Annotated in this window: 14 protein-coding genes and 1 other RNA gene; 11 read left to right on the forward strand and 4 right to left on the reverse strand. The window is 67.7% G+C overall.

The window, feature by feature from the left end:
* Nucleotides 1–414 precede the first annotated feature (414 nt).
* On the reverse strand, nt 415–1,737 hold the full coding sequence (locus tag DCO49_RS18015) for an aminopeptidase P N-terminal domain-containing protein (RefSeq protein WP_116865175.1): 1,323 nt from the start codon (nt 1,735–1,737) through the stop codon (nt 415–417).
* Nucleotides 1,738–1,742: 5 nt separating this feature from the next.
* Nucleotides 1,743–2,291, reverse strand: coding sequence for a UPF0149 family protein (locus DCO49_RS18020; protein ID WP_116865164.1), 549 nt, complete (start codon nt 2,289–2,291; stop codon nt 1,743–1,745).
* 151 nt (nt 2,292–2,442) lie between these two features.
* Between DCO49_RS18020 and DCO49_RS18025 the strand changes: the two genes are divergently transcribed.
* The 8 genes from DCO49_RS18025 to DCO49_RS18060 all read left to right on the forward strand — a co-directional run bounded on the left by DCO49_RS18025 (nt 2,443) and on the right by DCO49_RS18060 (nt 6,500).
* A complete protein-coding gene (locus DCO49_RS18025; protein WP_108769879.1) occupies nt 2,443–2,664 on the forward strand; it encodes a TIGR02449 family protein in 222 nt (73 codons plus the stop codon).
* Nucleotides 2,661–2,957, forward strand: coding sequence for a cell division protein ZapA (locus DCO49_RS18030; RefSeq protein WP_116865165.1), 297 nt, complete (start codon nt 2,661–2,663; stop codon nt 2,955–2,957). The genes DCO49_RS18025 and DCO49_RS18030 overlap by 4 nt, the downstream gene beginning before the upstream one ends.
* Before the next feature lie 97 nt (nt 2,958–3,054).
* A non-coding RNA gene (gene ssrS / locus DCO49_RS18035) (6S RNA) lies at nt 3,055–3,240 on the forward strand.
* Between the two features lie 84 nt (nt 3,241–3,324).
* Nucleotides 3,325–3,918 (forward strand): 5-formyltetrahydrofolate cyclo-ligase, encoded by a 594-nt coding sequence (locus tag DCO49_RS18040; protein ID WP_116865166.1) that lies wholly within the window; start codon nt 3,325–3,327, stop codon nt 3,916–3,918.
* Nucleotides 3,915–4,394 (forward strand): EVE domain-containing protein, encoded by a 480-nt coding sequence (locus DCO49_RS18045; protein WP_116865167.1) that lies wholly within the window; start codon nt 3,915–3,917, stop codon nt 4,392–4,394. The genes DCO49_RS18040 and DCO49_RS18045 overlap by 4 nt, the downstream gene beginning before the upstream one ends.
* A 22-nt stretch (nt 4,395–4,416) precedes the next feature.
* Nucleotides 4,417–5,064, forward strand: coding sequence for a ribose-5-phosphate isomerase RpiA (gene rpiA / locus DCO49_RS18050; protein WP_116865168.1), 648 nt, complete (start codon nt 4,417–4,419; stop codon nt 5,062–5,064).
* Between the two features lie 20 nt (nt 5,065–5,084).
* Nucleotides 5,085–5,528 carry a DUF192 domain-containing protein gene (locus tag DCO49_RS18055; RefSeq protein ID WP_116865169.1) on the forward strand — a complete coding sequence of 148 codons (444 nt, stop codon included), beginning with the start codon at nt 5,085–5,087 and terminating at the stop codon, nt 5,526–5,528.
* Nucleotides 5,529–5,654: 126 nt separating this feature from the next.
* Nucleotides 5,655–6,500, forward strand: coding sequence for a SirB1 family protein (locus DCO49_RS18060; RefSeq protein WP_116865170.1), 846 nt, complete (start codon nt 5,655–5,657; stop codon nt 6,498–6,500).
* A 1-nt stretch (nt 6,501) separates the two neighbouring features.
* Here the strand turns inward: DCO49_RS18060 and DCO49_RS18065 are convergent, their stop codons facing one another.
* Nucleotides 6,502–6,726: a rubredoxin gene (locus DCO49_RS18065; RefSeq protein ID WP_116865171.1), complete on the reverse strand. Its 225-nt coding sequence runs from the start codon at nt 6,724–6,726 to the stop codon at nt 6,502–6,504.
* Between the two features lie 34 nt (nt 6,727–6,760).
* Between DCO49_RS18065 and thiE the strand changes: the two genes are divergently transcribed.
* Entirely contained in the window at nt 6,761–7,387 is a 627-nt protein-coding gene (gene thiE / locus DCO49_RS18070; RefSeq protein WP_116865172.1) for a thiamine phosphate synthase, read from the forward strand.
* 16 nt (nt 7,388–7,403) lie between these two features.
* Nucleotides 7,404–8,693: a glutamate-1-semialdehyde 2,1-aminomutase gene (gene hemL, locus DCO49_RS18075; protein ID WP_116865173.1), complete on the forward strand. Its 1,290-nt coding sequence runs from the start codon at nt 7,404–7,406 to the stop codon at nt 8,691–8,693.
* 107 nt (nt 8,694–8,800) lie between these two features.
* Here hemL and azu read toward each other — a convergent pair whose 3' ends face one another.
* Nucleotides 8,801–9,250, reverse strand: a complete 450-nt coding sequence (azu, locus tag DCO49_RS18080; protein ID WP_108769889.1) for an azurin — start codon at nt 9,248–9,250, stop codon at nt 8,801–8,803.
* 122 nt (nt 9,251–9,372) lie between these two features.
* Between azu and DCO49_RS18085 the strand changes: the two genes are divergently transcribed.
* Nucleotides 9,373–9,975 carry an HAD-IA family hydrolase gene (locus DCO49_RS18085; protein ID WP_116865174.1) on the forward strand — a complete coding sequence of 201 codons (603 nt, stop codon included), beginning with the start codon at nt 9,373–9,375 and terminating at the stop codon, nt 9,973–9,975.
* Nucleotides 9,976–10,105 lie beyond the last annotated feature (130 nt).

The raw sequence follows: 10,105 nt of genomic DNA on the forward strand, positions 1-10,105 counted from the left end.
CTTTGACAGTTTCCTGCCGCGTCCAACCACGGAAAAGAAAAAAGAAAAGCAGAAGCGGGTCGCTTGCTGCGCTCGCTCCGTGTCGACCAAGGTCGACACCTACCAACAGCCGCGCGAACCAACAACCGCAATTGCCAGTAGATCCACGCCATGCGTGGATGATTCATTCGATGTCTGACAGATGTGCCGACCAACGGTCGGCACCCACCAACAGCCGCAGGAATCTGTCGAAGGCGGGGTACTGTGAGTTTGCGGGGTGTGAGCCGCATGGATGCGGCGACCAAGCCTCCACGTACGGATTCACGGCGTCCCCGCAAACCCACAGTGCCCCGCCATCCCACGGATAGCCCGCTGTTGCTGTTGCTCCAGCTGTTGCGTCTGCGGGTGCAGGGCTGCAAGCCCTGCCGATAACCCTTACCCCGCCATCACCGCTTCGATCTCGTCGGCGCTGCGCGCCAGGCCTTCGGTCAGCACGCGATGGCCGTCATCGGTGATCAGCACGTCATCCTCGGTACGGATGCCAATCCCGCGCCAGCGCGGTTCCACCGTCGTGTCATCCGCACCGATGTACAGGCCCGGCTCGATGGTGAAGGCCATGCCCGGCTCCAGCAGGCGCGAATCGCCGGCCAGGCGGTAGTCGCCCACGTCGTGCACGTCCAGGCCGATCCAGTGCCCGGTCTTGTGCCGGTAGAAGCGCTGGTACAGGCCCTCGGCCAGGTTCTTTTCCAGCGTGCCCTTCAGCAGGCCCAGCCGCAGCAGGCCTTCGGTAAGGGTCTGCACTGCCGCCAGGTGACCGGTCTCGTAGGCCACGCCCGGCTTGGCCTGCGCAAGCGCTGCCGCCTGCGCCTCACCCACCAGGTCGTGCAGCGCGCGCTGCTCGGCACTGAAGCGGCCGTTCACCGGGAACGTGCGGGTGATGTCGCTGGCGTAGCCACGGTACTCGGCACCGGCATCGATCAGCACCAGCTCGCCATCGCGCGAACGCGCGTTGTTGTCGCGGTAATGCAGGATGCAGCCGTTGCGGCCGGCACCGACGATGCTGCAGTAGGCCGGCACCGCGTCGCTGGCGCGGAACACGCGTTCGAGTTCGGCCTGCAGTTCGTACTCGTGGATGCCCGCCTTCGCCACCCGCATCGCGGCCAGGTGCGCACGCACGCTGATCTGCGCGGCGTGGTGCATCAGCGCTACTTCCGCACCGGATTTGAACAGACGCTGCTCATGCAGCAGGTGGCCCAGTTCCAGGAACTCGTGCGGCGGCTGCGCGCCGTGGCGCACCTGCGAGCGCACGCGGTTGACCCAGCCGATCAGCTTCAGGTCGAAGTCCGCGTCGCGGCCGAAGTGGTAATAGACGCGCGAACGCCCTTCCAGCAGGCCCGGCAGGATGTCGTCCAGATCGTCGATCGGGTACGCATCGTCCATGCCGTACTGCGCCACCGCCCCATCCTGGCCGGCGCGACCGCCGTCCCAGGCTTCGCGCTCGGCATCGCGCTCGCGGCAGAACAGGATGGCCTCGCCGTGGCGGCGGCCGGGAATCAGCACCAGCACCGCTTCCGGTTCCGGGAAGCCGCTCAGGTACTGGAAGTCCGAGTCCTGCCGGTACGGGTAATGCGTATCCAGGCTGCGCACCTTCTCCGATGCGGCCGGCAGCACCAGGATCGCGTCGTCGGCCGCCATGTCCATCAGCTGGCGGCGGCGACGCTTGTACTCGCCGGCCGCGATGCCGGTGCGCTGCTTGATATCCATCAGTTCAGGCGCTGGCGGTGGCGCGCGGCCAGCACCACGTCACCGTGCAGCAGCAGCACCGCCACGCGGATGAACTCCTCGATCTCGGACAGGGCTTCGTCGTCGTCCTCGCCACCAGCCTCGAAATCCTCGCTGGAGGCACGGGCCAGGCTGGCCATGTCGGTCAGCGCTTCCTCGCCCTCTTCGGACAGGGTCGGGCGGCGGCCGCCGCTGCCCAGGCCGAAGCCACCGAGGAAGCTGCGGGTCCAGGCAAACATCGCGTCGGCCTGCGCGGCCACGTCGTCGCTGTCGGTCAGCAGCAGTTCGAAGGCGAAGTCGCGGTCTTCCAGCTGCTTGATGGTGGCCTCCAGCAGCTGCGCCAGCGCACTGCCGTCCGGCACCGGGGCCAGATTGTCGTCGGCCAGCACGCGTGCCGGCCAGTCATTGCCGGGGGCGCCGCCGGCGGCCAGCCAGCCGCACAGGCCGCCATGCAGCTCGGCAGCGGTGGCGCCCAGGCCCAGTTCCTGGCTGGCGCGGGAAACGTCGTCGACGGAGGGAAGTTCGGTCATCGTGCGGCTCGTTCGTAAGGGAAACCCGGAGGGCGCACGCGCGCGCCCGTGAGCCAGGTAGTGTAGCAACCCAACCAGGTACTCCTCGTGGCGGCCCGGCCCTGCTGCGGCAACGCTTGACCGCCCTTGCCCGGCTTGCCTATCGTGCGGCATGGAACCCGCCGACCCCCTTGCCCAGTTGCAGGCCTTCGCCGCCCGCGTGGAAGCGTTGCTTGAACGCAACCAGCGCCTGGCCGAAGAGAACCGCAGCCTGCGCCATCAGCAGGAACAGCTGGTGACCGAGCGTTCGACGCTGCTGGCCAAGAACGAGCAGGCCCGCTCGCGGGTGGAAGCGATGATCAGCCGGCTCAAATCCCTGGAGCAGCACACATGAGCGCCGAACCGGTCAGTGTCCGCATCCTCGATCGTGAATACACGGTGGGCGTGGGTGGCGATGAACGCGACAGCCTGATGGCCGCCGCGCGCCTGCTGGATGCGCGCATGCGCGAGATACGTGGCAGCAACCGGATGGCCGCGGTCGACCGCGTAGCCGTGCTGGCCGCGCTCAACCTGGCCCACGAGCTGCAGCTGCTGCGCGACGAGAACGCCCGCCAGGCGTTGGCCCTGCAGCAGACGCTGGCTGATCTGAACCGGCGCCTTGACCGCGCGATCGACAGCAGCACGTGAGGAGCGTGCGCATCGCGTCTTTTCATAGCTGAATTGGCACGTACTGTTGCCGACGAACGGCCTATCCAGATCCTGCGCGCTGGCTATAATGGTCACGCGTTCTCTGCGGTACTCGACGGCATGTGCAAACATTCGCCTTGTCCCTTAAGAACGACACCGGGAGCGCGACAGCGCCGGGAGTGCAGGTCCGCCTTGTAGCGGGAAGCCCGATGGTTCTCCAGCGTTCCCACTTGAGCCCCCGGGTTCAAGGTCGTTTCGCATGCATCGACATTGCGGAGAATGCAATATTCCAGCAAGGGCGGCGTCTTCGGGCGTCGCCCTTGTTCTTTCCGGCACAATGACGGCTGTTCCCCCGCCGCACGCTGCCATGACCGACCCGCGCCAGGCCCTGCGCCACGACCTGCGGCAACGCCGCCGTGATCTTTCCGCGCCCGCGCGTATCGCCGCCGCCGAATCGCTGGCCGATGCCCTGCTCGCCCTGCCCTTCGCCCCGCGTTCCGGCCCGGTGGCCGGCTACTGGGCGCTGGATGGCGAGATCGCCCTGCACCGCTGGCAGCTGCAGCTGCCCGAAGGCCTGACCTACTGCCTGCCGGTGCTGGCCGGCGAGGTGCTGCGCTTCGCGCCGTGGCGTCCCGGCCAGCCGCTGACCAGCAACCGCTACGGCATCCCCGAACCGGACGTGGCCCTGGAAGACACCCTGGAGCCGGCGCAGATGGCGCTGGTGGTGACCCCGCTGGTCGGCTTTGACAGCCAGTGCCGGCGGCTGGGCATGGGAGGCGGCTGGTATGATCGCAGCTTCGCCTTCCGCCACGACCGGCCGGCGCCGCCCTGGCTGGTCGGTGCTGCGTTCGCGGTGCAGCAGGTCGAGTCCTTGCCGGTGGCGTCGTGGGACGTGCCGGTGGATGCGATCTGCACCGAAGACGGCACCCTGTTCCCCTCCGCTGCCCCCGTGAACGCATGACCGCCCGCAAGCGCTATTGGCTGATGAAGTCCGAACCGGACGCTTTTTCCATCGATGACCTGGCCAAGGTGAAGGTCGAGCCCTGGAACGGGGTGCGCAACTACCAAGCGCGCAACTTCATGCGCGATGGCATGCAGGTCGGCGACGGCATCCTGTTCTACCACTCCAATACCAAGGTGCCAGGCATCGTCGGCCTGGCCACGGTGGCCAGCGCGGCCTACCCGGACGACACCCAGTTCGACCCGACGTCCGATTACCACGACCCCAGGAGCACGCGCGAAAACCCGCGCTGGATGCTGGTGGACGTGGGCTTCGAGCGCAAGCTGAAGCAGGTGATCGCGCTGGACGAGATCAAGCTGCACGCCGACGAACTCGGCGAGGGCTTCCCGCTGGTTGCCAAGGGCAACCGCCTGTCGGTGTTCCCGGTGACGGCCGCGCAGTGGAAGCTGCTGCTGTCGCTCGAAAAGAAATCCTGATTCCCTGCCTGAGAGTCCTCCCATGTCCGAAGCCAAGCGCCTTGCCGCCGAGAAAGCCATCGAATACGTCCAGGACGGCATGATCGTCGGCGTCGGCACCGGTTCCACCGTTGCCTACTTCATCGATGCCCTGGCCCGCATCCAGCACCGCATCAAGGGCGCGGTGTCCAGTTCCGAACAGAGCACCGCCCGCCTGAAGCAGCACGGCATCGAGGTGATCGAACTGAACCACGCCGGCAGCCTGTCGCTGTACGTGGACGGCGCCGATGAGTGCGATGCCAACAAGTGCCTGATCAAAGGCGGTGGCGCCGCGCTGACCCGCGAGAAGATCATCGCCGAGGCCAGCGAGCGCTTCGTCTGCATCGTCGACCCGAGCAAGCAGGTGCCGGTGCTGGGCAGGTTCCCGCTGCCGGTGGAAGTGATCCCGATGGCGCGCAGCCTGGTGGCCCGCCAGATCCGCGACATGACCGGCGGCCAGCCGACCTGGCGCGAGGGCGTGGTGACCGATAACGGCAACCAGATCCTGGACATCCACAACCTGGAGATCACCGACCCGGAAAAGCTGGAGCGCGAGCTCAACCAGCTGCCGGGCGTGGTCTGCGTAGGCCTGTTTGCGCGCCGTCGCGCCGATGTGGTGATCGTCGGCGGCGAACCGCCGGTCGTGCTCTGATTTTCCCGAAGGACGCTGACATGTCGCTGCGCTCGCTGCTGATCCTCCCCCTGCTGGCCCTGACCGGCTGCGCCACCGATGCCGCCCGCCACTGGGTGGAGCTGGACGGCGCCCGTTACCAGGTGGAGCTGGCCACCAATGATGAAACCCGCGCCCGCGGGCTGATGTTCCGCGACCAGATGCCGGCCGACAACGGCATGCTGTTCATCCACGACCGCGAGGAAATGCAGGCGTACTGGATGAAGAACACCAAGATCGCCCTGGACATCCTGTACTTCGACAGCGAGCGCAGGCTGGTCAGCCAGCAGCGCGACGTGCCGCCGTGCTCGGCCGGCGACATGTGCCCGCCCTACCCCAGCGGTGGCCCGGCGCGTTACGTGCTGGAGCTCAACGCCGGCCAGGCCGAGAAGCTGAAGCTGAAGGACGGCACCCCGCTGACCTTCGGCCCGGGCATCGAGAAATAAGGCCGCCGGAACCCGGGGTCGGATCCCTTTCGCATGCGAAAGGGATCCGACCCCGTTTCTTCATGGCGAAGTTCTTTTCACGCCACACCGCTTGAAACCGCCTGCGATTGCCTCCAGTCTGTGGCCATGCAGGACCGGATCACACTCCCCGACTGGGATGCACTGGCCGACGTCGATGACGAGGCACTGCCACTGTTGCCGACCGCGTTGCTGATCGCGCGCGATGAATACCCCGACCTGCAGCCCGGCGTGTACGACGCGCTGGTGCAGAGCCATGTCGACCACCTGCGCGCGGAAGTGGACACCATCGAGCGCTGGCCGCTGAAGATGGCCGCGGTCAACCGCCACCTGTTCGACGAACTGGGCTACAGCGGCGACCACCAGGAGTACTACGACCCGCGCAACAGCTACCTCAACCAGGTGTTCGAGCGCCGGCTGGGCAACCCCATCTCGCTGGCCCTGGTGCAGATGGAAGTCGCCCGGCGCCTGGGCATTCCACTGGACGGCGTGTCCTTCCCCGGCCACTTCCTGGTACGCCTGCCGGTGGACGACGGCGTGCTGGTGATGGACCCGTTCAATGGCGGCCGCCCGCTGGACGTGGACGAACTGCGCGAGCGCGCCAAGTCACACCTCGGCGGGCAGGCCCCGGACGACCAGATGCTTGCGCAGATCCTCGACCCGGCGCCGACCCGCGCGATCCTCATCCGCATGCTGCGCAACCTGCACGGCGTGTATGCCGAAGCCAGCGAGTGGGACCGTGCCGCGCGCAGTGCCGACCGCCTGCTGAAGCTGGCCCCGGAACAGGACGATGCCCTGCGCGACCGGGGCCTGGCCTACCTGCAGCTGGATTATGTGGCCGGCGCCCGCCACGACCTGGGCCAGTACCTGCGCCGCAACCCCGAGGCCAACGATGCGCAGTGGCTGCGCGAAAAGCTGATCGACCTGGGTGGGCCGATGCCGCGGTTGCATTGAGTCAATCGATCTCGACCATCTCGAAATCGTCCTTGGTCACCCCGCAGTCGGGGCAGGTCCAGGTCTCGGGAATGTCCTCCCAGCGCGTGCCCGGGGCGATGCCCTCCTCGAGCAGACCGTCCGCTTCGCGGTAGATGAAGCCGCAGACCACGCACATCCAGGTACGCAAGGTGGTGGGGGTGGCGTCGCTCATCGGATAATCAGGGCTGGATTCACGGGCCGCCATTGTCCCATCGCGGCCCACTCACCGGTAGCCATCGATGACTTCTGCTTCCCCGGCGCCCCGCGGCGTCTACCTGATCACCCCGGATGAACCCGATACCGCACGCCTGCTGGCGCGCACGGCGCCGCTGCTGGCCGCCGGTGCCACCTGGCTGCAGTACCGCAACAAGACCGCCAGCGACGCGCTGCGCCAGGAACAGGCCGCCGCCCTGCAGGCGCTGTGCGCCGCCCATGGCGTGCCGCTCATCATCAACGACGACCCGCAGCTGGCCCAGGCCGTGGGCGCGGCCGGCGTGCACCTGGGCGGCACCGACGGCGACATCCCCAGCGCGCGCACCCTGCTCGGCCCGGACGCCATCATCGGCGCGTCCTGCTACGACCAGCTGGCCAACGCCGAAACGGCCGTGGCCGCCGGCGCCAGCTACGTGGCCTTCGGCGCCTTCCATCCCACCACCACCAAGGTCACCCGCAGCCGCGCCCACACCGACCTGCTGCGGCAAAGCGCCGCACTGGGTGTGCCGCGGGTGGCGATCGGCGGCCTGACGCCGGACAATGTCGGTCCCATCATCGATGCCGGCGCCGACCTGGTGGCCGTGGTCAGTGGCATCTATGCCGCGCAGGACCCGGTCACGGCCCAGCGCGCCTTCCTCGCCCAGTTCGCGTAACACCCAGGAAAGCCCCATGAACCACGACCAGTCCCACGCCCTGTTCTCCCGCGCCCAGCAGCTGCTGCCGGGCGGCGTCAATTCGCCGGTGCGCGCGTTCAAGTCCGTCGGCGGCGAGCCGTTCTTCGTCGAGCGCGCCGATGGCGCCTACCTGTACGACGTCGACGGCAACCGCTACATCGACTACGTCGGTTCCTGGGGCCCGATGATCGTCGGCCACAACCACCCGGCCGTGCGCCAGGCGGTGAAGAAGGCCATCGACAACGGTCTGTCCTTCGGCGCGCCCTGTGCGGCCGAAGTGACCATGGCCGAAACCATCACCCGCCTGGTGCCGTCCTGCGAGATGGTGCGCATGGTCAACTCGGGCACCGAGGCCACGCTGTCGGCCATCCGCCTGGCCCGTGGCGCCACCGGCCGCAACCGCATCGTCAAGTTCGAAGGCTGCTACCACGGCCACGGTGATTCGTTCCTGGTCAAGGCCGGCAGCGGCATGCTGACCCTGGGCGTGCCGACCTCGCCGGGCGTGCCGGCCGGCCTGAGCGAACTGACCCTGACCCTGCCCTACAACGACTTCGACGCCGCCACCGCGTTGTTCGAAACGCAGGGCAGCGAGATCGCCGGCCTGATCATCGAACCGGTGGTGGGCAACGCCAACTGCATCCCGCCGCGCGACGGCTACCTGCAGCACCTGCGCGCGCTGTGCACGCAGTACGGCGCACTGCTGATCTTCGACGAAGTGATGACCGGCTTCCGCGTGGCCCTGGGCGGCGCGCAAGCGCACTACGGCATCACCCCGGACCTGAGCACCTTCGGCAAGATCATCGGTGGCGGCATGCCGGTGGGTGCCTACGGTGGTCGCCGCGAGCTGATGCAGCAGATCGCCCCGGCCGGCCCGATCTACCAGGCCGGCACGCTGAGCGGCAACCCGGTGGCGATGGCCGCTGGCCTGGCGATGCTGGAACTGGTCTCGCAGCCGGGCTTCCACGACGACCTGGCCGCACGCACCGCGCGCCTGTGCGAGGGCCTGGAAGCGGCCGCCGCCGAAGCCGGCGTGGCCGTGACCACCACCCGCGTGGGCGCAATGTTCGGCCTGTTCTTCACCAGCGAAAAGGTGGAGACCTATGCACAGGCCACCGCCTGTGACATCCCGGCGTTCAACCGCTTCTTCCACGCGATGCTGGACCAGGGCGTGTTCCTGGCGCCGTCGGCTTACGAGGCCGGCTTCATGTCCAGCGCACACGATGATGCCGTGATCGAAGCCACCCTGGCCGCCGCCCGCATCGCGTTCAAGGCCGCCAAGGGCTGAGCCCTGCTCTGGTAGGTGCCAACCTTGGTTGGCACTGCCGCATCTGGTGGGTGCCAACCTTGGTTGGCACGCGTGCAGTCGAGCATGGCTCGACTCTACAAACGGCATCAACCGAAGACGAAGCTGCCCTTCATCATCGCGAAGTGGCCGGGGAACGAGCAGAAGAAGGTGTAATCGCCGCCCTTCTGCAGGCCCTTGGTCGAGAAACGCACGCGCGCGGTCTCGCCGCCGCCGATCACCTTGGTGTGCGCGAGCACGCGCTTGTCTGCCTTGGGCAGGTAGCTGTCGGCCAGGGTCATGCGCATGCCGGCCATCGCTACCGGCTGGTAGTCGGCCGTGCGGGTCAGCACCCAGTTGTGGCCCATCGCCGTGGCCGCCAGCTTGCCGGTGTGGCGCAGGGTCAGGTCGACTTCGCTGCAGTCGGCAGCCACCTTGATCTGGCGCGTGCTGAAGCTCATCTGGTCCGTGCTGTCGATGCTCACCGCACACACGCGTGCCATCGCCGACGGCGCCAGCATCAGCGCACCCAGTCCCACTGCCACCATCCAAGCCTTCATCGTTGCGTCTCCTGCGGGTTCACCGACCATTCTAGGCAGGGCCATGCGCCACCGGCTGCGACCGTCTGTCGCACGCGCACGCCGGGGTATTCGCGATTCCACGGCGATGGCATGCTCAGGCCATGCGGATCGACCTGTTGCTGCTCGATGTGGATGGCGTGCTGGTGCATTACCAGCGTGCGCAGCGCGTGCTGCATCTGGCGCAGGCGCTGGACGTGAGCGCCGATGCCGTGCAGGCGGCGCTGTATGGCAGTGGGCTGGAAGCGGCACACGACAGCGGCGTGCTGGATGGCACGACCTATCTGGCACGCCTTGGCGGACTGCTGGGCCGCACCGTGGATGTGCAGACCTGGACCGCCGCACGACAGGCCGCCAGCCATCCGCAGCACGCGGTGCTGCAGCGCCTTGAGCACCTGCAGGTGCCGCTGGCAGTACTGACCAACAACGGCGCGCTGATGGTGAAGGCGCTGCCCCAGCTGCTGCCGGGCCTGTTCCCTGCGCTGCACGGACGGGTGTTCTGCAGTGCCGACTTCGGCCTGCGCAAACCGCAGCCGGCGGTGTTCCAGCGCGTGCTCGACGTGCTGCAGGTGGCGCCTGCGCACACGTTGTTCGTCGATGACCTGTTCGCCAATGTGCGCGGCGCACGCGCCGCCGGCCTGCACGCGGAAACGGTGCGCGACGGGCGTGGGCTGGGAAAGGTGTTGAAGCGCTACGCAATCCTGTAGAGCCGAGCCCATGCTCGGCTTACGTGCAGCGGCCGAGCATGGGCTCGGCTCTTATCTCTTCCGACTCTGGCACCTTAGGTGCCGAGAGCCCGGCGCGGACGACCGTTCGGCTCTAGGTCTTTTCGATCGC

Origin of the sequence: Stenotrophomonas sp. SPM, from assembly GCF_003105135.1 — a bacterium.
Classification (GTDB): domain Bacteria; phylum Pseudomonadota; class Gammaproteobacteria; order Xanthomonadales; family Xanthomonadaceae; genus Stenotrophomonas.

Coding starts and splice junctions, on each gene's coding strand:
- DCO49_RS18020 (WP_116865164.1), bottom strand. CDS start 2,291: ATGACCGAACTTCCCTCCGTCGACGACGTTTCCCGCGCCAGCCAGGAA.
- DCO49_RS18025 (WP_108769879.1), top strand. CDS start 2,443: ATGGAACCCGCCGACCCCCTTGCCCAGTTGCAGGCCTTCGCCGCCCGC.
- DCO49_RS18030 (WP_116865165.1), top strand. CDS start 2,661: ATGAGCGCCGAACCGGTCAGTGTCCGCATCCTCGATCGTGAATACACG.
- DCO49_RS18040 (WP_116865166.1), top strand. CDS start 3,325: ATGACCGACCCGCGCCAGGCCCTGCGCCACGACCTGCGGCAACGCCGC.
- DCO49_RS18045 (WP_116865167.1), top strand. CDS start 3,915: ATGACCGCCCGCAAGCGCTATTGGCTGATGAAGTCCGAACCGGACGCT.
- rpiA (WP_116865168.1), top strand. CDS start 4,417: ATGTCCGAAGCCAAGCGCCTTGCCGCCGAGAAAGCCATCGAATACGTC.
- DCO49_RS18055 (WP_116865169.1), top strand. CDS start 5,085: ATGTCGCTGCGCTCGCTGCTGATCCTCCCCCTGCTGGCCCTGACCGGC.
- DCO49_RS18060 (WP_116865170.1), top strand. CDS start 5,655: ATGCAGGACCGGATCACACTCCCCGACTGGGATGCACTGGCCGACGTC.
- DCO49_RS18065 (WP_116865171.1), bottom strand. CDS start 6,726: ATGGCGGCCCGTGAATCCAGCCCTGATTATCCGATGAGCGACGCCACC.
- thiE (WP_116865172.1), top strand. CDS start 6,761: ATGACTTCTGCTTCCCCGGCGCCCCGCGGCGTCTACCTGATCACCCCG.
- hemL (WP_116865173.1), top strand. CDS start 7,404: ATGAACCACGACCAGTCCCACGCCCTGTTCTCCCGCGCCCAGCAGCTG.
- azu (WP_108769889.1), bottom strand. CDS start 9,250: ATGAAGGCTTGGATGGTGGCAGTGGGACTGGGTGCGCTGATGCTGGCG.
- DCO49_RS18085 (WP_116865174.1), top strand. CDS start 9,373: ATGCGGATCGACCTGTTGCTGCTCGATGTGGATGGCGTGCTGGTGCAT.